This window comes from Streptosporangium sp. NPDC001681 (assembly GCF_040298085.1).
Taxonomy (GTDB): domain Bacteria; phylum Actinomycetota; class Actinomycetes; order Streptosporangiales; family Streptosporangiaceae; genus Streptosporangium.
Map to the genome: position 1 here is coordinate 18,532 of NZ_JBEOZN010000014.1, position 24,479 is coordinate 43,010.

At 70.8% G+C, this 24,479-nt stretch carries 20 protein-coding genes and 1 pseudogene; 12 read left to right on the top strand and 9 right to left on the bottom strand.

All coding sequences use genetic code 11. From position 1 onward, the window contains the following. The first annotated feature begins 56 nt into the window (after positions 1-56). Positions 57-1,268, top strand: coding sequence for a cytochrome P450 (locus ABT130_RS09265; RefSeq protein ID WP_350954199.1), 1,212 nt, complete (start codon positions 57-59; stop codon positions 1,266-1,268). 11 nt (positions 1,269-1,279) lie between these two features. Then, positions 1,280-2,437 (top strand): winged helix DNA-binding domain-containing protein, encoded by a 1,158-nt coding sequence (locus ABT130_RS09270; RefSeq protein WP_350925116.1) that lies wholly within the window; start codon positions 1,280-1,282, stop codon positions 2,435-2,437. A 51-nt stretch (positions 2,438-2,488) separates the two neighbouring features. On the opposite strand, the gene ABT130_RS09275 is transcribed toward ABT130_RS09270, so the two are convergent. From ABT130_RS09275 to ABT130_RS09290, 4 genes are all read right to left on the bottom strand, one after another. Beyond that, the gene (locus tag ABT130_RS09275) at positions 2,489-3,247 is read right to left on the bottom strand and encodes a thioesterase II family protein (RefSeq protein WP_350954201.1); all 759 of its coding nucleotides are present in this window, start codon (positions 3,245-3,247) and stop codon (positions 2,489-2,491) included. Then, a complete protein-coding gene (locus ABT130_RS09280; protein WP_350954203.1) occupies positions 3,244-4,290 on the bottom strand; it encodes a hypothetical protein in 1,047 nt (348 codons plus the stop codon). Before ABT130_RS09280 ends, ABT130_RS09275 begins: the two co-directional genes overlap by 4 nt. After that, complete coding sequence (pyrF, locus tag ABT130_RS09285; protein ID WP_350954205.1) at positions 4,284-5,111, bottom strand: orotidine-5'-phosphate decarboxylase; 828 nt, start codon at positions 5,109-5,111, stop codon at positions 4,284-4,286. Before pyrF ends, ABT130_RS09280 begins: the two co-directional genes overlap by 7 nt. A 226-nt stretch (positions 5,112-5,337) precedes the next feature. Continuing rightward, positions 5,338-5,694 carry a hypothetical protein gene (locus tag ABT130_RS09290; protein WP_350954207.1) on the bottom strand — a complete coding sequence of 119 codons (357 nt, stop codon included), beginning with the start codon at positions 5,692-5,694 and terminating at the stop codon, positions 5,338-5,340. A 763-nt stretch (positions 5,695-6,457) separates the two neighbouring features. On the opposite strand from ABT130_RS09290, the gene ABT130_RS09295 reads away from it, so the two are divergent. Continuing rightward, entirely contained in the window at positions 6,458-7,438 is a 981-nt protein-coding gene (locus tag ABT130_RS09295) for a DUF6183 family protein (RefSeq protein ID WP_350954209.1), read from the top strand. Positions 7,439-7,453: 15 nt separating this feature from the next. Here the strand turns inward: ABT130_RS09295 and ABT130_RS09300 are convergent. Both ABT130_RS09300 and ABT130_RS09305 read right to left on the bottom strand, forming a co-directional pair. Continuing rightward, positions 7,454-7,642 (bottom strand): annotated as a pseudogene (locus ABT130_RS09300) (ferredoxin); the annotation flags it as partial. A gap of 146 nt (positions 7,643-7,788) precedes the next feature. Continuing rightward, the gene (locus ABT130_RS09305) at positions 7,789-8,235 is read right to left on the bottom strand and encodes an Lrp/AsnC family transcriptional regulator (RefSeq protein WP_350954211.1); all 447 of its coding nucleotides are present in this window, start codon (positions 8,233-8,235) and stop codon (positions 7,789-7,791) included. A gap of 144 nt (positions 8,236-8,379) precedes the next feature. Between ABT130_RS09305 and ABT130_RS09310 the strand changes: the two genes are divergently transcribed. The 4 genes from ABT130_RS09310 (at position 8,380) to ABT130_RS09325 (ending at position 12,693) form a co-directional block, all read left to right on the top strand. Further along, positions 8,380-9,621, top strand: coding sequence for a TIGR03619 family F420-dependent LLM class oxidoreductase (locus ABT130_RS09310; RefSeq protein ID WP_350954213.1), 1,242 nt, complete (start codon positions 8,380-8,382; stop codon positions 9,619-9,621). A gap of 135 nt (positions 9,622-9,756) precedes the next feature. Next, positions 9,757-10,416, top strand: coding sequence for a TetR/AcrR family transcriptional regulator (locus ABT130_RS09315; protein ID WP_350925137.1), 660 nt, complete (start codon positions 9,757-9,759; stop codon positions 10,414-10,416). A 145-nt stretch (positions 10,417-10,561) separates the two neighbouring features. Then, positions 10,562-11,500 carry an NADP-dependent oxidoreductase gene (locus ABT130_RS09320; protein ID WP_350954215.1) on the top strand — a complete coding sequence of 313 codons (939 nt, stop codon included), beginning with the start codon at positions 10,562-10,564 and terminating at the stop codon, positions 11,498-11,500. A gap of 164 nt (positions 11,501-11,664) precedes the next feature. Next, entirely contained in the window at positions 11,665-12,693 is a 1,029-nt protein-coding gene (locus tag ABT130_RS09325) for an SDR family oxidoreductase (RefSeq protein ID WP_350954217.1), read from the top strand. Between the two features lie 3 nt (positions 12,694-12,696). Here ABT130_RS09325 and ABT130_RS09330 read toward each other — a convergent pair whose 3' ends face one another. Next, positions 12,697-14,433, bottom strand: a complete 1,737-nt coding sequence (locus ABT130_RS09330; protein ID WP_350954219.1) for a glycoside hydrolase family 15 protein — start codon at positions 14,431-14,433, stop codon at positions 12,697-12,699. Between the two features lie 120 nt (positions 14,434-14,553). On the opposite strand from ABT130_RS09330, the gene ABT130_RS09335 reads away from it, so the two are divergent. The 4 genes from ABT130_RS09335 to ABT130_RS09350 all read left to right on the top strand — a co-directional run bounded on the left by ABT130_RS09335 (position 14,554) and on the right by ABT130_RS09350 (position 21,103). Then, positions 14,554-16,359: a thiamine pyrophosphate-requiring protein gene (locus ABT130_RS09335; protein WP_350954221.1), complete on the top strand. Its 1,806-nt coding sequence runs from the start codon at positions 14,554-14,556 to the stop codon at positions 16,357-16,359. After that, positions 16,356-17,459 carry an enolase C-terminal domain-like protein gene (locus ABT130_RS09340; protein WP_350954223.1) on the top strand — a complete coding sequence of 368 codons (1,104 nt, stop codon included), beginning with the start codon at positions 16,356-16,358 and terminating at the stop codon, positions 17,457-17,459. The genes ABT130_RS09335 and ABT130_RS09340 overlap by 4 nt, the downstream gene beginning before the upstream one ends. An 81-nt stretch (positions 17,460-17,540) precedes the next feature. Then, positions 17,541-20,432 carry an FAD-binding and (Fe-S)-binding domain-containing protein gene (locus tag ABT130_RS09345; protein ID WP_350954225.1) on the top strand — a complete coding sequence of 964 codons (2,892 nt, stop codon included), beginning with the start codon at positions 17,541-17,543 and terminating at the stop codon, positions 20,430-20,432. A gap of 128 nt (positions 20,433-20,560) precedes the next feature. After that, positions 20,561-21,103, top strand: coding sequence for a dihydrofolate reductase family protein (locus ABT130_RS09350; RefSeq protein ID WP_350954227.1), 543 nt, complete (start codon positions 20,561-20,563; stop codon positions 21,101-21,103). Positions 21,104-21,223: 120 nt separating this feature from the next. On the opposite strand, the gene ABT130_RS09355 is transcribed toward ABT130_RS09350, so the two are convergent. Beyond that, complete coding sequence (locus tag ABT130_RS09355; RefSeq protein WP_350954229.1) at positions 21,224-22,045, bottom strand: putative protein N(5)-glutamine methyltransferase; 822 nt, start codon at positions 22,043-22,045, stop codon at positions 21,224-21,226. 367 nt (positions 22,046-22,412) lie between these two features. Between ABT130_RS09355 and ABT130_RS09360 the strand changes: the two genes are divergently transcribed. Further along, positions 22,413-23,300, top strand: coding sequence for a prenyltransferase/squalene oxidase repeat-containing protein (locus tag ABT130_RS09360; RefSeq protein ID WP_350925147.1), 888 nt, complete (start codon positions 22,413-22,415; stop codon positions 23,298-23,300). Positions 23,301-23,385: 85 nt separating this feature from the next. On the opposite strand, the gene ABT130_RS09365 is transcribed toward ABT130_RS09360, so the two are convergent. Next, the gene (locus ABT130_RS09365) at positions 23,386-24,342 is read right to left on the bottom strand and encodes a M23 family metallopeptidase (protein ID WP_350954231.1); all 957 of its coding nucleotides are present in this window, start codon (positions 24,340-24,342) and stop codon (positions 23,386-23,388) included. Positions 24,343-24,479 lie beyond the last annotated feature (137 nt).

Genomic DNA, 24,479 nt, shown 5'->3' on the forward strand with positions numbered 1-24,479 from the left:
CCCGCCGGCGAGATGACATCTGCCGGAAATCTCTCCGAGGAATGGGAGGTTCGTAAATGACCGATGTCGATCTGGCCGACGCCGAGCTGCACGTCGGAGACAGACCCCACGAGGTCTTCCGCCGGCTGCGCGACCACGACCCGCTGTACTGGAACCCCGAGGGCAGGGAGCCGGGCTTCTGGTCGGTCACCCGCTACGAGGACTGCGTGAAGGTGCAGAAGGACCCCCGGACCTTCAGTTCCAACCAGACCAACACCCTCGGCCCGCACCGCAACACCGGTGACCAGGGATCCGGAAAGATGATCAACACGACCGATCCGCCCCGCCACACCGAGCTGCGCAAGCTGGTCAACAAGTGCTTCACGCCCCGGGCCATCGCCGCCCTGGAGCCGTACCTGCGCTCGGTCGTCAGGGACGTGTTCGCCGACGCGCTGGAGCGGGGGGAGTGCGACTTCGCCGAGGTCGTGGCGGCCCTGCCGGTCGCGGGCATCTCCGCGCTGCTGGACGTGCCGCGCCAGGACTGGGACCTGATGCTCAGCCTCACCTCCACCGCGTTCGGCTCGCACGACAGCGAGTACCAGCTGACCTCCGACGTGCGCGCCAACGCCGCCCAGGCGCACGGCCGGCTCCTGCTCTACTGCCAGGGCCTGGTGGAGCGGCGGCGCGCCTCACCCGGCGACGACATCGTCAGCCTGCTGGCCCGCTCCCAGGACGCGGGAGTGCTCAGCGAGGAGGAGTGCCTGCTCTTCTTCGACGTGCTGATGCTCGGCGGCAACGAGACCACCCGGCACGCCGCGGTCGGAGGGCTGCTGGCCCTCATGGAGCACCCCGACCAGTGGGAGCGGCTGCGCAAGGAGCCCGAACTGGTGCCCAACGCGGTCGGCGAGCTGCTGCGCTGGACCTCGCCCAGCCGCCACGTGCTGCGCCGCGCCGCCCGCGAGACCGAGCTGCACGGCAAGACCATCCATCCGGGCCAGGACGTCGTCATCTGGCACACCTCCGCCAACCGCGACGAGCGGGTGTTCGACGCGCCGGAGGTGTTCGACATCGGGCGCCCCCGCAGCTCACGCAACGGGCACGTCGCGTTCGGCTCCGGGCCGCACTTCTGCCTGGGCGCCGCCCTCGCCGAGCTGGAGCTCACCGTCTTCCTGGACGAGCTCGCGACCTCGGTGTCGGGGGCCGAACTGCTCGGGCCGCCCGACTACCTGCGCTCCCCGGTCATCAACGGTGTCAAGCACGTCCAGGTTCGGCTCCACCCCATGGGGTAGAAGCGGAGACCATGAACTCACTCACCTGGGATCAGGTCCACGCGCGGCGGCTGGCCCGCCACCATCTCGTGAAACCCGTCTCCGGCGACCTGCGGAAACCCGTGCGTGACGTGTGCGGGGTGCAGGCGCAGGTCGCCGCCGCGGCCGAGCTGGCCATCGGGTCACGGGTGAGGGACGCCACCCGCGAGCAGGTCCGCGCGGAGCTGTACGACGACAAGCGCCTCGTCAAGACCTACAGCCTGCGCGGCACCCTGCACGTGCACGCCGCCGACGAGCTGGCCCTGTGGCTGGCGGCCATGCGCTGGAAGCCCTACTGGCGTGCCAAGGGCAGCTGGCACGCCCACCACGGGCTGACCGCCGAACAGGGCGAGTCGTTCGTCGACGCGGTCCGCCAGGCACTGGACGGCGAGTGCCTGACCCGCGAGGAACTGGCGGGGGAGGTGTCGGGCCGTGTCGGCGCCTGGGCCAAGGACAGGCTCGCCTCCAACTGGGGCGAGCTGCTGCGTCCGGTGGCCTACCTCGGCGTGCTCTGCTTCGGGCCGGTACGGGGCGCCAAGGTCACCTACGTCAGGCCCGACCGGTGGGCGGGGCTGAAGGTCGAGCTCGGCGACCAGCCCGATCCCGAGGAGTCGGCGATGGAGATCATCCGCCGCTACCTGCGCGCGTACGGTCCCGCCACCCACCAGGACCTGGCCCGCTGGTTCGCGCTCAGGCCACCCGAGGCACGCGAGGCGCTGGAGTCGCTCGGCGACGAGATCGTCCAGGTCGAGGTCGAGGGCCGCAAGGCGTACGTCCTCGCCGCCGACGAGAGCCGCTGGCCGTCACAGGCGAGCTGCCTGCGACTGCTGCCGCAGTACGAGGCGTACGTCCTGGGCAGCGGTCCCAAGGAGGTCGTCGTGCCCAAGGGCACCGCCGGACGCGTCTTCGAGCACGGCCGGGGCAGGTACGAGGGCGCGGTCGCCCACCAGATCATGCTCGTCGACGGGGTCGTGTCCGGCATGTGGGAGCGCAGAGAGAAAGGCGGCAAGGTCGAGATCAAGGTCGAGTCGTTCGTCGAACTCGATTCCGGCCGGAGCGAGGAGCTGGAGCGGGAGGCCGAGCGTGTCGGCCGTTTCTACGGCGCCGAGGCCACCCTGTCCATGGGCAGGCTCACCGGCAGGAAACGCTGAGTCCGCCGCCCGGGGCCCCGCGGGTGGCGGGGCCCGTGTGGCGGCCTTTGCTCATCGGCAGGCGCCGAGGTCCTCCCGGATCGCACGCAGCACCGACCGGCGCTGGGTGTGGATGAAGAAGTGCCCGCCAGGCAGCAGCCGGAGCCGGAACGCCGACCCCGTCTGCGCGCTCCACGCGCCCAGCCCGGCGGCCGTCGTCGTCGGGTCCCCGATCCCGCCGAACACCGAGATCGGGCAGGCCAGCGGCGGCTCGTCCTCGTGGACGTAGGACTCGGCCACGTTCAGGTCGGCACGGAGCACCGGCATGACGAGGCTCATCAGCTCCGCGTTGCCGATCACCTCCGGAGGGATGCCGTCCAGCCGGTGCAGCACGCGCATCAGGTCCTCGTCGCAGAGCTGCCCGAGCCGCGGCATGCCGTCGCGGATCTGGGGGGCGTTCCAGCCGGAGACGAACAGCCGCCCCGGGCCCGGCAGCCCGCGCGAGCGCAGCCGCCGCGCCGTGGTGAACGACACCAGCGCGCCCATGCTGTGCCCGAACAGCGCGAACGGCAGCGGGGCCAGGCGCGACAGTTCGTCGATCACCGGATCGACGATCATCGACAGCCGGTGCGGCGGCTTCTCCCCGATGCGGGTCTCCCGGCCAGGAGAGCGCACCGCCCACAGTTCCACGTCGTCGGCCGGCAAGCCGGCCCAGCCGCGGAACGTCGTGGCGCCGCCTCCCGCGTTGGGCACGCAGACCAGCCGAGCGCGAGGCCGTTCCGGCCGCCGCAGCGGTACCAGCCAGCTCGCGGTGGTCAGGCGAGCGGTCACCACGAGACCTCCAGGGATCGTGCGGAGTCCCGGACCCGCTCGCAGGTGGCGACCAGGTCCGCCAGGGATTCGGGGGGGAACATGTGAGCCGCGTCGCCGGGGCGATACAGCCGCTCGGGCTTCGTGCACGACTCGATGAGCAGCCCGTCCGCGCCGTACGCCGAGGCCGCCAGCGCGGCCGGCGCCACCAGCGAGGCCGAGCGGGTGCTGTGGCTGGGATCGAAGATCACGGGCAGCTCGGTGCGGGCGCGCAGCGCGGTGATCGCCCCGAAGCCGGGCTGCTGCGGTGTCCCGGTGGCGCCCGCACAGAGCACCACGGCACTGTTACCCCGGGTGAAGACGAACTCCGCGGCCCGCAGCCAGTCGTCCAGACTCGCCCGTGGCCCCCGCATCAGCAGCACAGGGCGCCGCTGGGCACCCAGCTCGGCCAGGAGCGGCCGGTTGTCCAGCTGCCGCCCGTCCACCTGCAGGCAGTCGGCCACCTCGGCGACGGCCGCCACCTCGCGCGGGTCACAGACCTCGGTGATCACCGGGATGGCCGCCGCACGCCGGATCTCCGCGAGCGCCTCCAGGCCCCGCAGGCCTCTGCCGGGAAAGTGGTAGGGGCTGCTGCGCGTCTTGGACAGCCCGGCCCGCAGCGCGTGCGCCCCCTGCGCTCTGACCGCCAGGGCCGTCTCGACCGCGTCCTCGGTCGACTCCAGCGCGCACGGTCCCGCCGCCCACCACAGCCTCGGCCCCCCGACCACTCCGACCTCCCGAGGAGCCTCCGGCGGGCCGGGCAGTGCTGGGCCGCCGATCGTCACCTCGCGCGCGGCCACGCCGCTGTCGCGCCGTACCAGCCAGTGGCCGTCAGGGGTGGGGCGGCGGGCCAGCACGGCGGGCGAGGCGGGTACGCAGGCGAGGGACTCGTCGCCGCTCACCACGACGAACACCCTTCCGGCCAGGCGCACCGGCCAGGCGGTGACGTCCTCGTGCGTCCCGGCCCGCGCCGCCACCTCCTCGGCGACCTCGGCGGAGGTGCCGGGCCGCAGCTCGATCAGCATGCCGGGACCCCCGCGCCGATCTCCTTCCGCCAGGTCGTGATGCTCGCCTCCAGCGCGGCGACGTCAGGTCCGTGCCGCAGCACCCCGGTGGTGACCGGCAGCACGGCCCGCCCCGGCGCGCCGGCGGCGACGGCGACGAGGTCGCGGGTGTCGCGTCCGACCCGGCCCAGGCCAGGCAGTTCCACGACCGCGGACGGCATGCGGGCCACCAGGTCGCGGGCTTCCTCGGCGGCGGCCCCGACCACGGCCGCCGCCGCCACGCCGTGCTCGTCGTTCCACTCCCGCACCTCGTCGGCGGTGCGCTGGGCGACGGTGCGCGAGCCGGTCATGGCGCACTGCACCCCGCCGGCCGCGTGGTTGGAGGTGCGTACGAGCACCATGACCAGCGTTCCGCTGTCCCGGGCCCGGCGCAGCAGCGGGCCGAGGGAGCCGAAGCCCATGAACGGGTTCGCCGTCACCGCGTCCCCGCGCAGCACGCTGCCGGGCCCCAGGTAGAGGTCGGCGTAGGAGTCCATCGTGTCGTCGGCGTCGCACACCTTCGCGTCCAGCACCGCCAGCGAGCCCCGCTCGTGCACGCCGTCGACGACGTCACGCAGCAGGGCGGTGCCCGCGGTGCCGAACCGGGTGAAGAACGGCGCCTGGATCCGGTAGACGGCCACCTGCTCGCCCGCGGCCTCCAGCACCGTCGCGCACATTCGCCGGGCCCCGCCCACGTCGCCGGGCATCCGCCACGCCTCCAGCCACTTGGGGGAGGGGGCGAGTCCCAGGCAGAGGGCGGATCGGTTCCGCAGCAGGTCAGTCCATATCGGTACAACAGCCATGGGGTCATTGCACACAACCGAGCCCGCGTGCGCACGGCGTCCACTCGCCGTTGAGGTTCCAGCGAGTAAAATCCCCGCTCCGCACCGCGCCCGCGATGGGGAGCGGGGATTTCACCGCTTCTTGATCTACATTGTAAAGGGGCTGGGTTGGTGCAAACCCCCACACAACGCACAGACCCACAGTCATCGGAGCCTGCGGATGCTGGACCGCGCTGCTATCCGCCGCTCAGCGGTTGGTCCACAGATGCCAGAACCAGTCGCCCTCGGAGCAGGTGTAGTGCTCCCAGTGGCCTCGGTCGATTCCCCCCTGGCCGGCTGCCACACAGTTGGAGTGGCTTGAGAACCAGTCGCGGTACACATCGTCGCCGGCGGGTAGCCGGCCGGCCGTGCCAGCCTGCACGGTGACCGTGTGTGCCTCGGGGGCGGTAGCCGAAGCCGCGAAGGCGGGTGCGCCCGTCGCCAGCAGGGCCATGCCGATGATCGCGCCGACCGCCGGCAGCGCGCGGACGCGGAATGCCCTTGTGAAGCGGCCGTGCTCGCCCAGGGAGCCGGAGACGCCGCGACGACCTGTGTTCATCTTCATCAGATACCTCCAGTGTGGAGACCCCCGCCTTCAGACGGGGGAGGAAACGCGGCACGGTGCCGCGTTTCTGGGTGGTGTAGCCGTAGGGGTCGGCTCGCTGGAGCAGGTGGCCGCACTTGTCGAGGACGAACACGGCCGGGTGAACCTCACGGTTCGCTCCCTCAGACGCCGAAGCACCCTTGGGGTGACGCCGGTGCGGCGGTGCGGCCGGACCGGTCTCCCCTCGCCCAGGTTGAACACCAGGTACCGCCGTGAGGCGGTGTCCGTGAGCCGTTTCGTGCCCACCCTCGGGCGTGTCTGCTCCCACGGATTCGAGAGCTTGGAGCTGAGGAAGCACCCCAAGGTCGGTCTGCGATCTTGTGTTCAACGTAGCCATCTGGATCACACCTCCAGTTCATGACGGCTAGGGCTGGTCAACACGGGGCTTCGAAGCGCATCACCGCGCCTCAAGCCCCCTCCTTCAGGAGAGGGTCGTTGACCTCGCGCCTGCTGTCCGTGGAGGCCGTGACGTGGGGTCCGGGGGCCGGGCCGCCGCTCTTCTGGAGGGTTCCGCCGAGGTCATCTTGCTCAACTCCGCCGGCACCGGCATGATCGTCCGGATCCCTTTGTCGACCGTCTCCTGACTTCCGTGATGGCCGGCATGCGGGACGCCGCCGATTCGGTCATCACTTGATTACGTAGTGTAACGGTGTCCGGTTGGCAAAGGACGGGTTTTGCCACGAGGAGGGGCGAGCATGCGGGCAAGGTCGCCGGAGGAGCTTTCGTGATCTCGCACGCGCTTGTGGACGGGCCACATGGGCCGATCCTGGCACGCGTTCCCGGCGATGCCGGGTCGCTGGCCGAGCTGGTACGCGGTCACTACGTCGGTGAGCGGCGGCTTCGGGAGGTCCGCGATCTGGCCGCGCTGCTGGCCGAGTCCCGGCGGGTCCACCACCTGCTGCCGCTGTTCGGGTGTGTGCCCGCCGAGCCGGACATCTGGGCGGAGCTGATCGCCTGCCTGGCGCAGGAGCTGGTGGTGCGCCGGGTCAACCTGACCCGGGTGCCGGCGGCGGTGCGGTGCGTCGCCGCCCTGCGCGAGCTGGGGCATCCTCTCGCGGAGCTACCCCTGAGGCTCGGCAGGGGAGAGCGCTGGATACGCGTGCCCGAGTACCAGTCTGGCTGGGTTCCCCAGCCAGACTGGTACATTCCCGAGCATCCGGAGGCCGCGGGGCTCCTCCTGGATGGTCGCACGCTCGCACGGGTTCCCGGTGGGGAGCCTGCGATCGTGAGCACCCGGCAGGAGGAGCGGCTCATCACCGCGGCGGTGGAGCACTGGAGTTCACCGGGATGGGCGAAGATCTTCGAACTTCCCGGGGCTGTCGGCCCTGAGGAGCTGGTGCCGCTGGGGGTGAACGCCTTCCTGCCGGATGCCTTCGTGGCGGAGACCGTGTTGAACGGGCAGCGGGGCAGCCTGGGCTCGGTGGTGGCCGAGCTGTTCACCTCCGCCTACTGCGACGCCACTCACTCCTCCGGGCTTCGCGGTGGGTACGGCAGGCTGGCGACGTGGCGGTCGGTCGCCGGTCTGGTGCGCGCTCCCGCCGACGCGTCCGTCCACCGGGTCAACGAGCTCGCGGCCCGGTGGCGGTGGCTGGCGTTCAAGATCACCAGGCGCACGCCGTACTGGACGGACCAGGAGTTCGCGGTCGGCGCGCTCGGCCCGCGCGGGAAGGTGCTGAGCCTGCTGGTCTCCCACGACACCGACTGACCGGCCCTTGGCCGGTCAACGCGTTCCCGGGGCGGGAGAGGGGGCAGGCCGGAGGCTGAGAGCTCCGACCGGGCAGATCCGCACCGCGTGGCGGAGGCCGTCGGCGCCGGCCTCGGTGACCTCGCCGGTCACGATGACGAGTCCCTCGTCGTCGGAGTCGAAGATCTCCGGCAGGACGAGCGAGCACTGCCCGGCACCGACACGGCGCCGGCGGTCCGCTCATGGGCAGCGTTCCCTTCCTGCTCGGCATGGAGGTGCCCGAGGAGGAACGGAGCGCGATCGCGCTGACCGTCGCCGCGAGGCTCGTCGCCGACCGTTAGGCCCTGTTCCGCGATCCTGTCGTGGCGGTGTCAGGGGCCCTGGGGACCGCGGTAGGGCAGGGGCCGGCTGTAGACGAGGTTGGTGGTGGTGCTGCCGAACTGGGCCAGTTCGTCGACGAGCTGTTCGAGGTGGGTCATGGAGGTCGCGGCCAGTCTCAGCACGTAGCAGTCGTCGCCGGTGGTCCGCAGGCACTCCAGGATCTCGGGGCGCTCGTCGAGCAGCCGGTGCAGGGGCTGGTGCCGGCTGCCCGGATACTTCAGGCGTACCACGGCGAGTACGGTGAAGCCGACCTTCGCCAGGTCGACGTGGGCGTGGTAGCCGGTGATGACGCCCGCCGCCTCCAGGCGCCTGATCCGCTCGGTCGTGGCGGAGGCGCTGAGGTTCACCCGCCGCCCCAGCTCGGTCAGCGGGATGCGGCCGTCTCGCTGGACCTCGACCAGGATCGACCAGTCGGTGGCGTCGAGGCTCTCGGTCATCCGGCAAAGGTACCGGCATATTCACGGCATACCAACTATTACGCCGAGAAAACTCCCTTCCAACGGGAAATAACGGCTGGATAGCCTGAACCAGTGCAAATAGGCGTTAATATCCCGAATTTTGGGCCAGGTACCGACCCCGGCGTGCTGCGCGACTGGGCGCAGACGGTGGAGGGCCTGGGTTTCGACCTGCTCATGGTCTCCGACCACATCGCGATAACACCCGACGTCGCCGAACAGTACCCGGCGCCGTTCTACGAACCCTTCACCACCCTCGCCTGGCTGGCCGGCATCACCGGCAGGGTCAGGCTCGGGACCACGGTGCTCATCGTGCCGTACCGGCACCCGCTGCTCGTCGCCCGGATGGCCGCCAACCTCAACCAGCTCAGCGGGGGACGGCTCGTCCTCGGCGTGGGCGTCGGCTGGGCGCGGCAGGAGTTCGACGCGCTCGGAGTCCCGTTCCAGCGGCGCGGGGCGCTGACCGACGATCACCTCCGGGCGATCCGCGCCGCCTGGAACGATGACAAGGACTACCGCGCCGGGCGGATACCGATCTGGGTCGGCGGCAACAGCGACGCCGGCCTGCGCCGGGCGGTGCATCTCGGCGAGGCATGGCATCCGCTGAGGTTCACCCTCCCCTGGCTGCGCGAGGCGCTGGGCCGGTTGAAGGCCATCGCGAACGAGTGTCAACGGCCGGTGCCCGCCCTGGCTCCCCGGATCGCCCTGCGGCTCACCGAGACGCCGATCACCGCCCCCGGGCGGCTCGCCGGTGAGGGCACGATCGACCAGATCCTTGACGACCTCGAACAGCTGCGCCTCCTCGGCTCCGAGACCGTCGTACTCGACCCCTTCAACGGAGATCCGGACGAGACACGCCATCCGCAGACCGCCTGGCAGGCGCTCGCGACCGTGGCCGCCCGCTGGAATCCGAGCACGTATCAGACAGAAACGAGGGAGACCATGACCGGCGACGATGAGAAGTTCCTGCGCAGGGCCATCGAGCTTGCCGCCGCGGCACGGGCGGCCGGTGACCCGCCGTTCGGGTCACTGCTGGTGGGCCCGGACGGCACCGTGCTCGCCGAGGACCGCAACACGGTTCTCAGTGACGCCGACATCACCGCCCACCCCGAGCTCAAGCTGGCCAGGTGGGCGGCCCGCGAGCTCGACCCCGCCGTCGCGGCCGCCACGACCATGTACACCAGCTGCCAGCCGTGCCCCATGTGCGGGGGTGCCATCGAACGATCCGGCCTCGGCCGCGTGGTGTTCGCGCTCTCCAACGAACAGCTCGCGAGCCTCAAACCGGCCGCCACCGGCGCCGGCGCGCGGCAGGAGGGCCCCGCCCTGTTCGACGAGGCGCGCGTCCCGGTCGAGGGTTACTACCGCTGACCCGGTTCGATGGTTTCCACGGTCGTCCCACGATCTCGGCGCCGCCATGCCCGCGGCGCCGGAACGGGATCACGTCATCCTCGGGGTGCCCTGCTAGGGTGCGATGTCTAATCAATCGTTCGATTGAGAGATACCGTGTCAAACCTCGAGCAGATCCAGCGGGCCGCGGTGCGGCTCTTCGCGGAACGGGGCTTCGCGGCCACGGGCATCCGCGAGATCGGCCGCGCGGCCGGGCTGAACTCGGCCACGCTGTACCACTACGCGGGCGGCAAGGAGGAGTTGCTGGCCGGGATCATGCGCGCGGGCCTGGGCGAGCTGCTGCGCGCCGGGCGCGAGGCCCTGGAGCCCAGCGCGGACCCGGCCGTCCAGCTCGCCAGGCTGGTGCTCGCCCAGGTCGCGACGGAGGCGGTCAACCCGCTCACCTGCCAGGTCACCGACCGCGAGGTGCGGGCACTGACCGGGGACAACCACGCGGAGATCGTCGCCATGCGTGACGACTACGAGTCCATGTTCCAGCGCGTGCTGGAACGGGGGGTGCGTACGGGGGAGTTCCAGATCACCGACCTGCGGGTGGCCAGGCTGGCGCTGCTCGAGATGTGCAACGGGGTCGCCGTCTGGTACCGCCCCGACGGCCGGCTGTCGGTCGCCCAGTTGCAGGATCGCTTCGTCGAGCTGTCCTGCAGGCTGGTCGGCTCCCGGCTGGTCGGCCGTCAGGAGTGCGGGCCCGAGATCGTCGTCGTGTCGCTCAGCTCCGAGCCCCGTGACGGGAACGTCGGCGTCGAGGCGTCGGCGTGAGCGCCTGAGCCGCGGCTCGCGGTATTCCGAAGACACCATCGGTTCATCAGCGGAAGGCGGGGAGCCGACATCCTCCCCTTGCCGAGGGAGGGATTCCCCGTCGCCCTCCCCGCCTGAAGGCGGGATTTCCACATTGGAGGATTTGATGAAGGCGGTCGTTTACCGGCGCTACGGAGGGCCGGAGGTCTTGGAGATGGCGGAGGTCCCCGAGCCGAAACTCGGCCCGGAGTCCGTTCTCATCGACGTCAGGACGGTATCGGTCAACCCGGTCGACTGGCAGACAGCCGCCGGGCAGCTGGACAGTCGTTTCGACGTGCATTTTCCCGTTGTCCCCGGCTGGGACGTCGCAGGGGTGATCGCGAAGGTCGGCCCGACGGTCACCGACCTCGCGGTGGGAGACGAGGTGATCGGGTACGTGCGCGAGGATTCCATCGGGAGGGGAACCTACGCCGAGCGGGTGGCCGCGCCGGTGCGCACCATCGCCCGCAAGCCGGTCAATCTGAGCTGGGAGCAGGCGGCGGCCGTCCCCATCGCGGGCCTCACCGCCTACCAGTCACTCGTCCACGCGCTGCGGGTGGGGGCCGGTGACACCGTGCTGGTGCAGGCCGCGGCGGGCGGTGTCGGGTCGTTCGCCGTACAGATCGCCGCCGCCCTGGGAGCGCGTGTCATCGGCACCGCCTCGGCCCGCAACCACGACTACCTGCGGGGCCTCGGCGCCGAGCCCGTCACCTACGGTCCCGGGCTCGGCGAGCGGGTTCGGGCGCTCGCGCCGGCCGGTGTCAGCGCGATCGTGGACATGTACGGCGGCGAGACGCTGGTCTCCTCCCTTGACCTGCTGCGCGAGGACGCGCGGGGACGGGTCGTCTCGCTGACCAACGACGGCGTGCTGGAGCACGGCGGCGTCTTCGTGTTCGCCAGGCCGAGCACGGCGGACCTCGACGAGCTGCGACAGATGATCGAGAACGGTCTGGTCGTCCCGGAGATCGCGACGGTGCTGGATCTGTCAGAGGCCGCCGAGGCCTTCCGGCTGAGTCAGACCGGGCACCTACGAGGCAAGATCGTCCTTCGGGTCTCGGCGGGCTGAGGCAGGACGGGTCGGGGCATCCGCGCGGGCCGTCCGACCTTTTCCCGCCCCGTGCGGAGCGCCGGTGGCATGGTCCCGGTTAAGGAACCGGTCATGTTTGGCATGTCGCCGGCATCCTTCCGAGGCGCGGCGGTTGGAACCCGCCCGTGGGGTAGGAGATGCGCATGTCGGAGGAGGTTCTGGCGATGGCCGAACGCGTGGTGGTGGTGACGGGAGCCAGCGGGGGAATCGGCCGTGCGACCGCGCGGGCCTTCGGCGCCCAGGGGGCGAAAGTGGCCCTGCTGGCACGGGGGGAGGTCGGGTTGCGAGGGGCGGCGGAGGATGTGACGGCGGCCGGTGGCCAGGCGCTCGTGCTCCCGACGGACGTGGCCGACTACGGCGCGGTCCGGGAGGCCGGGCGGCGTGCCGAAAGGGAGCTCGGCCCGGTCGACGTGTGGGTGAACGTGGCGTTCAGCTCGGTGTTCGCCGAGTTCGTCGACATCGAGCCGGAGGAGTTCAAACGGGTCACGGAGGTGACCTACCTGGGAGTCGTCCACGGCACGAGGGTGGCGCTGGATCTGATGCTGCCGCGTGACCGGGGCGTGATCGTGCAGACCGGGTCGGCACTTGCCAAACGCGGTATTCCCCTGCAGTCGGCCTACTGTGGGGCGAAGCATGCCATCCAGGGATTCCATGAATCGCTGCGCACGGAGTTGTTGCACCACGGCAGCGGAGTGCGGGTCACGATCGTGCACATGCCCGCGGTGAACACGCCGCAGTTCGGCTGGGTCATGTCACGCCTGCCGAGGCAGGCGCAGCCGGTCCCGCCCATCTACCAGCCGGAGGTCGCGGCCCGGGCGCTGCTGTACGCCGCCGATCACCCGGAGCGCCGGGAGTACTGGGTCGGCGGTAGCACCGTCGTCACCCTGCTGGCCAACAAGGTCGTTCCCGGGCTGTTGGACCACTACCTGGCGAGAACGGGCTTCGAGTCCCAGCAGACGGATCAGTGTCGTGCCCCTGATCAGCCCGCCAACCTGTGGCGGCCCGCCGACAGCGAGGATGGCCGGGACTATGGCGCGCACGGAATCTTCGACAGCCGCTCCCACCGGCGCAGCTACCAGCTGTGGGGAGCGGAGCATCGCGCCGTGCTGGCGGTGGGGGGAGCCGCACTGGGACTGGCCGGGCTGCGCCTGTTGCGCCGGATGCGCCGCTGAGCGTCAGTGGGCCAGCCGGGTCGCGCTCTCCAGCAGCATGGCGTGGGCGAACGCCTGCGGGAGGTTTGCGCGGAGCTGGCGCTGGACCACGTCGTACTCCTCGGTGAACAGGCCGGTGGTGCCGCAGCCGGACCTGATCCGTTCGAAGCAGCCGAGTGCCCGGGCGGTGTTTCCCTGCTGGTGTTCGGCCAGGGCGAGCAGGAAACCGCAGAAGGTGAACGCCCCCTCGGCCTGGCCCAGGGGGCGTTCATCGATCTTGTAGCGGTAGACGAACCCCTCCTGGACGAGCGTGTCGCGGACCGCCGCCAGCGTCGCGACGGTGCGTGGATCATCGCCGGGCAGCGCGCCGCGCAGCGGTGGAAGGAGGAGGGGCGCGTCGACGCGGTCGTCGTCGGGGGCACGCCGCCAGCGCCCCGTGATGTTCAGGCTGGATTTGGTGGTGGCGGCCAGGATCGTCTCGGCGAGCGAGAGCCATCCGGCCGTCTCGGTGGTGTCCGGGACGAGGGCCGAGCAGGCCCGCAGCCCGGCCACGCAGGTCAGCCGGGAGTGCGTCCACCGCCGGTCGTCGATCTCCCAGATGCCGGCCTCCGGCTCCTGCCAGCGCTTGGCGATCGCCGCCACGGCGGCGCGCGCCGCGCGGACGGCCTCGGGGGGCAGCCGATCCGCCCGCTGAGCCGCGGCGAACAGCAGCAGCGCCTCGCCGAAGACGTCGAGCTGGAACTGGCGGGTGACGCGGTTACCGACGATCACCTTCCCTCCGGGGTAACCGGGCAGCGGCGCCGGTGTCTCCGATGGCACCGGGTGGCCGGTCACCGTGTAGGCGGGTCTCAGATGTTCGCGGGCGGTGAGGATCCGCTCGGCGACGAAGGCCACCGAGGCGTCGAGCAGTTCGAGCCGGCCGCCGTGGGCCGCCACCGCCTGACCGGCGTAGCATTGATCACGAATCCAGGCGTACCGGTAGTCGTAGTTGCGGTGCGCGCCGCTCCGCTCCGGCAGCGACGTCGTCGCCGCCGCGACCATCCCGCCCGTACGGCTGGTCAGGCCGGTCAGCACCGCGTACGCGAGCTGGGCGTCCCGCGGCGCGATCGTGTCATCGCAGGCCGGCACGCTTGCCCGCCAGCCGTCCTCGGTCGCCGCCCACAGGGCGTCCGCGGCCAGCGGGTCCGTACGAGCTCCGGCTGACAGTTCGAGAACGAGATCGTGTGCCTGGCCCGGCCCGAGGTCCAGGCACATGGCCAGGCCCCCGTCCACCGGTTCCGCGCGGGCGGCGCCCGCCCAGCGGATGCGGACCTCGCCGCTGCGTCCGGTCCACAGCTGTCCCGAACGGCGCAGCCCGGTCATCGTATGGCGGCCGAAATCGGCTCTTATGTTCAGTTCAATACGGATCCGTATGGGACCGCGGACTGCCTCGACCCGGCGGAGCAGGACCGCCCGGTCGCTGTCGGCCGGACGGACCAGCGCCTCTCGGCACTCGACCACTCCGTCGCCGGTCACCCAGCGGCTCCGCCAGATCAGACCGCGCTCCTCGTAGTAGCCGCCCCACACCCGCCACTCGTCCTCGGGCCGTACCCAGTAGCCTCCCGCGCCGCCGACCAACGTGCTGAAGACGGCCGGTGAGTCCCACGAGGGGAAGCACATCCACGCGCAGCCCCCGTCCGGGCCGACGAGCGCGGCGCGCTCGCCGTCGGCGATCACCGCGTATTCGCGCAGCGGGTGGATGTCGCCTTTGAACACTGTCATCACCTCTATTTGCCCCCGGTTCGTCAAACGCAACGGTAGAGCGGCCGGCTGGCGGGTAGGCGAGGTCGAGGGGGACGTCCCGGGGAGGGCTGTCGCCTGATCCTTGGGGGGGAATGACCGATGGCGTCGACGACCGTTGCCGACCATGTGCTGGAACGCCTGCGCGAATGGGGAGTCGAGCGGGTTTTCGGCTATCCGGGCGACGGCATCAACGGCCTGCTCGCCGCCTGGGGACGGGCCGGTGACCGGCCGAGGTTCGTCCAGGCGCGGCACGAGGAGATGAGCGCGTTCGAGGCGGTCGGCTACGCCAAGTTCGCCGGCCGCCTGGGCGTCTGCGCGGCGACCTCGGGACCGGGCGCGATCCACCTGCTCAACGGGCTCTACGACGCCAAGCTCGACCACGTCCCGGTGGTGGCGATCGTCGGTCAGACCAACCGCAGCGCGATGGGCGGCTCCTACCAGCAGGAGGTCGACCTGCTGTCGCTGTACAAGGACGTGGCGGGGGACTACGTGCAGATGGTCACCGTGCCCGAGCAGTTGCCGAACGTGCTGGACCGGGCGATTCGGGTGGCACTGGCCGAGCGGGCGCCGACCGCGGTCATCCTGCCCGCCGACGTGCAGGAGTTGAAGTACTCCGCGCCGGGCCACGCGTTCAAGATGGTGCCCTCCAGCCTGGGCGTCGACTGGCCGGCGATCTCTCCCGACGGCACCGCGCTCCGCCATGCCGCGGACCTGCTGAACGCCGGTGAGCGGGTCGCGATCCTGGCCGGTGCGGGTGCCCGCGGGGCTCGTGAGGAGCTCCAGCGGGTCGCCGAGCTGCTGGGGGCGGGCGTGGCCAAGGCGCTGCTGGGCAAGGACGTGCTGTCGGACGAACTGCCGTACGTGACCGGCTCGATCGGGCTGCTGGGCACCCGGCCGAGCTACGAGATGATGAACGACTGCGACACGTTGCTCACCGTCGGCTCCAGCTTCCCCTACACCCAGTTCATGCCGGATTTCGACCAGGCACGGGCCGTGCAGATCGACATCGATCCCAAGCAGATCGGCATGCGCTACCCCTACGAGGTGAACCTGGTCGGAGACGCCGCCGTCACCCTGCGGGCGCTCATCCCGCTGCTGGAACCCAAGGAGGACCGGTCCTGGCGCAAGAGCATCGAGGCCGGCGTCGAGCGGTGGTGGGAGACCGTGCGGATGGAGGCGATGGTCGAGGCCAAGCCGATCAACCCGATGCGCCTGTTCCACGAGCTGTCCGTGCGGCTGCCCGACAACGCGATCGTCACCGCCGACTCCGGTTCGGCCGCCAACTGGTACGCCCGTAACCTGCGCTTCCGCGGTGACGTACGCGGCTCGCTGTCGGGCACGCTGGCCACCATGGGGCCGGGCGTGCCGTACGGGATCGGCGCCAAGTTCGGCTGTCCGGACCGCCCGGTGATCGTGTTCGCCGGTGACGGTGCGATGCAGATGAACGGCCTGGCCGAGCTCATCACCGTCAAGCGCTACTGGCGGGAGTGGTCCGATCCGCGACTGGTCGTCGCGGTGCTGCACAACAACGACCTCAACCAGGTGACCTGGGAGATGCGCGCCATGCAGGGCGCGCCCAAGTTTCCGCAGTCGCAGACTCTGCCCGACGTGGACTACGCCGGCTTCGCCGCCTCTCTCGGCCTGGGTGCCGTCACCGTCGACAGGCCCGACCAGATCGGGCCGGCCTGGGAGCAGGCGCTGAGTGCCGACCGGCCCATGCTCCTGGACGTGCACGTCGATCCGGATGTGCCGCCGATTCCGCCGCACGCGAGCTTCGAGCAGATGAAGGACACCGCCGAGGCGCTCCTGCGAGGCGACGAGAACCGCTGGGGCGTCATCAGGGAAGGGATCAAGACCAAGGTTCAGGAGTTCCTGCCGCACCGTGACGACGGCGACGGCAGGTGATCGACCCGCCGATCGAGTCGGTCGAGGCGAGCGTCTACACCGTCCCGACCGACGGGCCCGAGGCCGACGGGACGCTGGCGTGGGATTCGACCACGATCGTGCTGGCGCGGGTGCGGGCGGCCGGAGGCACCGGCCTCGGCTGGACGTACGGGCCCGCCGCCTGCGCCGCCGTCATCGGCGACCGGCTCGCCCCGGCGGTGCTCGGCCGCGCCGCGCTGGACATCGCCGGAGCCTGGCGGGCGATGGTCCGTGCCGTTCGCAACGACGGGAGGCCGGGTGCGGTCGGATACGCGATCTCTGCCGTGGACGTGGCGCTGTGGGATCTGAAGGCCCGCCTGCTCGGGCTGCCGCTGCACCGGCTGATCGGCGCGGTGCACGAGGAGGTTCCGGTCTACGGCAGCGGCGGTTTCACCACCTATGACGACCGGCGGCTGATCCGGCAACTCGTCCACTGGACCCAGGAACGGCGGATTCCCAGGGTGAAGATCAAGATCGGCGAGTCGTGGGGCGCCGATCCAGGCCGGGATCTGGGCCGGATGCGCCTGGCCAGGGAGGTCGTCGGCGACGACACCGGGCTGTTCGTCGACGCCAACGGTGCCTACACCGTCAAGCAGGCCGTCCGGGTGATGGGTGAGGCGGCCGACCTGGACGTGCGCTGGTTGGAGGAGCCGGTCTCCTCAGATGACCTCCGCGGGTTGCGTGAGGTCCGTGACGCGGTCCTGCCCGAGGTCGCGGCCGGAGAATACGGGTACGACCTCACTTATTTCCGGCGGATGTGCCAGGCGGGGGCGGTGGACTGCCTGCAGGCCGACGTGTCGCGCTGCGGGGGCATCAGCGAATGGCTCCGCGTCGCCGCCGTCGCGGCCTCGCACGACCTGCAGATCTCCGGCCACTGCGCACCGCACCTGCACGCGCACGCCGCCGCGGCCACCCCCAACCTGCGCCACCTGGAATGGTTCCACGACCACGTGCGCATTGAGTCGATGTTCTTCGACGGCGTCCTCGACCCGACCGGCGGCAGTGTCCGGCTCCGTCCCGACGCACCCGGCCACGGCCTCATCCTGCGCCGCGCCGATGCCGAGCCGTACCGGGTCGGCTGATCGCGTCCGGGCTTCGGCAAGGTCTGATTCATGCCGGAACGTTGCCATTTCCTTGGCGAGATGCCGGGTATGTGGGTAAACATGTCGCTTTATCGCGATCTTAGTGCGCGGGTGGACGGAGAGGTGCGGCGCGACGAGGGGTCGCTGGCCGCCTACGCCCACGACTCCTCGAACTACCGGCAGACGCCGTCCGTGGTCGTGCTGCCCCGTACCGTTGACGCCGCGGTCCAGGCGGTGTGCGTCTGCCACGAGTACGAGGTGCCGGTGCACTCCCGCGGCGGCGGTACCAGCCTGGCCGGGCAGTGCTGCAACGAGGGCGTGGTGATCGACTGGTCGAAGTACTGCACGCGGTTGCTGTCGGTGGACGGCGAGCGAGCACTGGTCGAGCCGGGCGTCTGCCTGGACGACCTCAACGCCGAGCTCGCGGATCGCCGGTTGATGGTCGGCCCGAAGCCGGCCACTCACGACACCTGCACGATCGGCGGGATGATCGGCAACAACTCGTGCGGGGCCTCGGCGCAGGCGTACGGGAAGATGGTCGACTCGGTGATCCGCCTGGAGGTGCTCACCTACGACGGCCTGCGCATGTGGGTCGGCGAGACCTCCGATGAGGAGTACGAGCGGATTCTCGGGCAGGGTGGCCGGAGGGCGGAGATCTACCGGGCGATGCGGGAGCTGCGCGACGAGCACCTCGCGCTGATCCGCACCCGTTATCCGGACATTCCGCGTCGAGTCTCGGGCTACAACCTGGACTCGCTGCTGCCCGAGAACGGTTTCAACGTGGCCCAGGCGCTGGTGGGCAGCGAGTCGACGCTGGTCACGGTGCTGCGAGCGGAGATCAGGCTGTTCGAGGTGCCGCCGTTCCAGTCGCTGGTGGTGCTGGGCTACCCGGACCTCGCCACGGCCGGCGACATGGTGCCGGAGATCGTGGCGCACCGGCCGCTGGCCCTGGAGGGGCTCGACCACGAGTTGATGGACCTGGCCCGGGTGGAGCGGGTCGCAGGTGAGGGCGTGCTGGACAGGCTGCCCGAGGGGTCCGGCTGGCTGATGGTGCGGTTCGGCGGCGCCACCCGGCAGAAGGCCGACGACCGCGCCCGCAGGCTGGCCGAGAGCGCCGGGCGCGCGCACACCGCCTACTTCGACGATCCGGCCGATGAGGAGCGGATATGGAGGATCCGTGAGGCCGGGCTGGGGGTGACCGCCTACCCGCCGGACAACCCGGACACCCACGAAGGGTGGGAGGACGCGGCGGTCCCGCCGGACCGGCTCGGCGACTACCTGCGCGACTTCCAGGAACTCCTGCACCGGTTCGGCTACCACAACAGTTCTCTTTACGGGCATTTCGGGCAGGGGTGCGTGCACACCCGCACGCCGTTCGATCTGGACGATCCCGAAGGGGTGGCGAAGTACCGCCGGTTCGTGGAGGAGGCCGCGCATCTCGTCGCCTCCTACGGAGGGTCGCTGTCCGGTGAGCACGGCGACGGGCAGTCCCGCGGCGAGCTGCTGCCGATCATGTTCGGCCACGAGATCGTCCAGCTGTTCGGCGACTTCAAGCGGATCTGGGATCCCACCTGGCGGATGAACCCCGGAAAGATCGTCAAACCGTACCGGCTGGACGAGAACCTCGATCACCTCGACTACCACCCGAAGGAGCCGGAGACGCACTTCGACTACCCGGCGGATCATCACCGGTTCACCCACGCCGCCGCCCGCTGCGTCGGCGTCGGCAAATGTCGTTCCAGCTCCGGCGGGGTGATGTGCCCCAGCTACCGGGTCACCCGGGAGGAGAAGCACAGCACCCGCGGCCGGGCCCGCATCCTGATGGAGATGATGCGCGGCGAGACCATCACCGGCGGCTGGCGTTCCGAGGAGGTGCACGAGGCGCTCGACCTGTGCCTGGCCTGCAAGGGATGCCGGGGTGAATGCCCGGTCCACGTGGACATGGCCACCTACAAGGCCGAGTTCCTCTCCCACCACTACCGCCGGCGGCCGCGGCCGGCCGCGCACTACTCGATGGGCTGGCTGCCGCTGTGGGCGAGGCTCGCCTCGGCCGCGCCCGGAGCGGTCAACGCGCTCACCCACGCGCCCGGCCTGGCCCGGATCGTCAAGCTCGCCGGCGGTGTGGACCGGCGCCGCGAGCTGCCGCGGTTCGCCGCCCAGCGCTTCACCGACTGGTTCAGGGACCACCGGCCCACGGCCGGAGGCGACCAGGTCGTGCTGTGGCCGGACACCTTCACCGACAACTTCAATCCCGGCGCGGCCAAGGCGGCGGTGCGCCTGCTGGAGGCGTACGGATACCGGGTCGAGGCGCCACCGGTGCCGTTGTGCTGCGGGCTCACCTGGATCTCCACCGGCCAGCTCGCCACGGCCAAGCGCGTCCTGCGCCGGACGGTGGCGGCGCTGGCGCCCCGGCTGCGGCGGGGGGTGCCGGTCGTCGCGCTGGAGCCCAGCTGCGCGGCCGTCCTGCGCTCCGACGCGCCCGAACTGCTCTCCGGCGACCCCGACGTGAAGCTGCTGGGTGAACAGACCAGATCGCTGTCGGAGATGCTTCTGGATCGGGTGCCGACCGCTCCGCCACCGGGCACGGGGATCCACGCGATCGCCCAGCCGCACTGTCACCAGCACGCCATCTGGGGCTTCGACGCCGACGCCAGGCTGCTGGAACGCGTCGGGGTCGAGGTCGAGGTACTGGACGTCGGCTGCTGCGGCCTCGCCGGCAACTTCGGCTTCGAACGCGGACACCACGAGATATCGACCCGGATAGCCGAGCTGGGCCTGTGGCCCGCCGTGCGCGACGTAGGCCGGGACACCAGGATCCTCGCCGATGGTTTCTCCTGCCGTACCCAGATCGAGTCCGGCACCCGCGCGCAGCCGGTCCACCTCGCCGAACTCCTCGCCGAGGTGCTGCTGCGACACCGCGCGCCCTCCACCCGGGAGAAGCCCGGTAAACCGCAGCTGGGGAAGGTCCGCTGACCGTCCGGACCTGGTGGCCGGCCGGTGTGGTTCCAGGGACGTGACGCGGCACCGGCGCACCGATGAGTTTTCGCGCGGTCCGCCGTCTCAACGGGGATCAGTCGAATCGATCTCGGCGGAGGTAGGTCATGGGTAAGTTGCAGTACCAGTGCACCATGTCGCTGGACGGCTTCATCGCCGGTCCGGGAGGTGACATGTCCTGGTTGGCCGGGCACCTCGGGCCCAACCCGATGGTGGAGGAGATCATGGACCAGACCGGTGCGCTGCTCGTCGGCAACCGCACCTTCGGCGGCGACGATCCGCACAGGGGCACCGAGCAGCAGGGCGAGCCGTACGGCGGGGGGTGGACCGGGCAGCAGTTCGTGCTCACCCACAAGGCGCCGGACACGCCGGTGCCGGGCGTCACCTTCGTCGGTGACCTCGACAGCGGTGTCGCCGCGGCCAAGGCCGCCGCGGGTGACAGGTACGTCGGCGTCCTCGGAGCCCAGGTGGCCCGGCAGTGCCTTGACGCGGGCGTGCTCGACGAGATCCTCGTGTTCATCGCGCCCGTCCTGCTCGGCGACGGCGTCCGGCTGTTCGATCATCCGGGTGGGACCAACATCAGGCTCGAACGCCTCAGCGTGACCCAGGCGCCCGGAGCGACGAACCTCCGGCTACGCGTCCTCAGCTGACCCGTTTGCCGGGCCTGTGGATGGCCGGCGGTCACACGCCCCAGCGGAGCGCCGGTCAGGACTGTCCGTGACCCCGGCGAGGCCGGTACCCGAACGGCACGGGTACCGGCCTCGTCCGGCTCATCGGCGCAGGGGCCGGGAGGTGGGCCTGGTTCCGATGACGACCGTGGCGTCCAACTCGTCGGAACCGGCCACCCTCGGGATCAGCCCGTTGCGGGTGAAGGCCTCGATGGTCCGCGGCGCCTGGCGCTCGCTCGTCTCGACCAGCAGATGGCCGTCCGGTGCCAGCCACAGTGGCGCCGCGGCGGCCAGGCGCCGTACGACGTCAAGGCCGTCCTCGCCACCGTCGAGTGCCACCCGGGGTTCGTGGATGCGGGCCTCCGGGGGCAGCAGCCCGATCGCCTCGGTGGGTACGTAGGGGGCGCTGGCGACCAGGAGGTCGACACGCCCCCGCAGCGTGCCGGGCAGCGGTGCGTAGAGGTCACCCCCGTACACCTGACCGCCGGTGGCGGCGACGTTGCGGCGGGCGCACCGCACCGCGGCGGGGTCGATGTCGACGGCGTGCAACTCGACCCGCTCCAGCGCCGCGACCAGCGCGGCGCCCACCGCTCCCGAGCCACAGCACAGGTCGACGACGACCTGCGTCCGGGGGGCCTGTCGGTCCTGGACGGCGACGGCCTGGTGGATGAGGAACTCGGTGCGCCGCCGGGGTACGAAGACTCCGGGGTCCACGGCTATCCGCAGGCCACAGAACTCCGCCCAGCCGAGGACGTGTTCGAGAGGCAGGCCGGCGACCCGGCGGTCCACCATGGCGGTGAGGTCGGACGGAGTCCGTGCCGTGGAGATGAGCAGGTCCGCCTCGTCCTCGGCGAACACGCAACCGGCGGCCCGGAGCCTGGTGACGATGGCGGACCGGAGGCAAGGGGACAGAGGAGAAGACACGAGAGCCTTTCGGGATGCCGAAGGGTGCTCTCCCGGTCACCTATGCCCGGTGAACCGCACGGTCGTGAGATGAGAGCACCCGACCTGACACAGCGGTAATGGGTCTCACCTCCTCGATAGGTCCATTGCTGGAGGCGGCAACACTATCCGAGCCGGAGCGCGGCGCAAACACATTATGTTGAGCCGGAACAGTAAGGGAGCGGATCCTGACGCCCGCGTGTCGCCCCGGTGACCGATTCCTGCAAGACACCGGCCCGGCGGCCGGAGCAGGATGAACGCCTGATCCGCGGCCCACGGCCGGAGCGGGGGCCGGCCCTCACCGGCCCGGCCCCCCGCTTCACCGCCATCGCACACCGGGAGAATTCAGATGAACGTCGACCTTGCCGCGGCGGACGCCTTCATGGCCACGCACGCGCGTGTCCTGGACCGCCGCCGTTTCGAGGTGCTGATGGGCCAGGAGGACCCCGCCGCCGTGCTGGCCGCCCTGGACGGCCATCGCAACCCCGACGGCGGCTACGGCTGGGGCCTGGAGCCCGACCTGCGCTCCAGCGAGAGCCAGACCGGGGCCGCGGCGCACGCCTTCGAGGTGTTCGAGGACATCGCCCCTGCCACCACGTCGCGGGCCGTGGCGCTGTGCGACTGGCTGGAGTCGGTGTCCCTGCCCGACGGGGGACTGCCGTTCGTGTTGCCGCTGACCGGCACCGCCGGTTGCGCCCCCTGGTGGCGGGAAGCCGACCCCTCGGTGTCGTCGTTGCAGATCACCGCGGTGTCCGCCGCCGTCGCGCACCGCGTCGCCGTCCACGATCCCGCCGTGGCCGCCCATTCCTGGCTGGAGCGGGCCACCAGGTACTGCCTGGCCGAGATCGAGGCGGTCGAGGCGGCGCCCTCCGCGTACGTGCTGGCCTTCGCGGTGCGGTTCCTGGACGTCGTGCACGGTCGCCTGCCCGAGGCGGCCGATCTCCTGCGCCGCCTCGGCAAGTACCTTCCCGCCGACGGCCGGGTGCACGTCGAGGGTGGCACCGAGGAGGAGACGCTGCATCCGCTCGACTTCGCCCCCTACCCCGGTGGGCCGGCGCGGGAGTTGTTCGCCCCCGAGGTGATCTCCGCCGACCTCGACCGCCTGGCCGGTCTGCAACAGGAGGACGGCGGCTGGACCGTCGACTACGCCAGGATCTCGCCCGCGGGCTCTCTCGACTGGCGCGGCCACACCACGGTCCGCGCCATCGACATCCTGCGGCGGAACGCCAGGATCTGACCTGGCGATCGCGAGCCGCGAAACCGGAAGCGGGGCCGGCCCCGGTCAGTACGGCCCCGCTTCCCCCGTCACGTCCGCGACGGATCTAGCCGCAGTGTTCGAAGGGGCTGTCGTAGCCGGTGGAGCCCGCCTTGCCGCCCCACTTGACGCACTTGCCGGCTCCGGAGGCGCGTATCGGGCCGGCGTAGTAGGCGAAGTTGCCCGAGTCGGTGACGCGGGTGCTGCCCTGCACCTCCAGGTAGGCGCTGGTGGCCGTCGCGGTGCCGATGGAACTGCTCTTGATCGTGGTCACGCAGTTGTAGCCGTTGGAGCCGTTGTAGAGCAGGTAGACGGTGCCCGCCGACCCCAGTGCCGCGGAGTCGATCACGTCGTAGCCGGAACCGCACACCTCCTGCGGGGTGTACGGGTTGGTGGAACCGCCGCAGTTCTTGGAGGTCACCGTCTGGGCGGGGTAGCCGAACGTGGCCCCGTTGAAGACGGCCTTTTGAATGTTGGACGGGTAGCTGGTGCCCAGCCGGACCTCGTAGTGCAGGTGGGGCGAGATGTTGTTACCGGGCTTGCTGGTGTTGCCGACCGTGCCGATCTTCTGGCCCTGGGAGACCGTGGCACCCGCGCTCACCGAGCGCGAGTTCAGATGCGCGTAGTAGGTGGACCAGCCGCTGCCGTGGTCGATCTTGACCAGGTTCCCGAAGCCGTTGGTCGATCCCTGGTGGGCGGAGATGGAGACCGTGCCCGCCGCCGCGGCGACCACGGTGTCGCCCAGGTCGGCGTCGGCGGTACTGCCCCGGTTGAAGTCGATCTCCCATGACTGGTGCGCGCTGCTGGCGCTGGAGTTGCCCGTCCAGGCCTGTCCGCAGGGGAAGGGCAGCTGGAAGTTGGTCGCCAGGATGCTCATCTCGTCGCTCGGCGCGGGGTCCGCCGCGCTGTTGGCCGGCGCCGGGTCTCCCAGTGCCGCCGCGCCGGCGGCCGGGGCCGTGACGGCACCGCCGGCGAGACCGAGGAGCAGGGCGAACCCCGCCGTGAGTACCCCGTTGAGTCTCATGCGGATCCTTTCCCGCAGGCCCGGCGGGCCGAGCCCTGACCGGTGCCGTGCACTGTCTGTTAGTTCTCTCCGAAAGGCTCTTGCCGGGGTCCAGGGTCCGGATTAGCGATACAAAAATCATCCAAAATCGATATAAA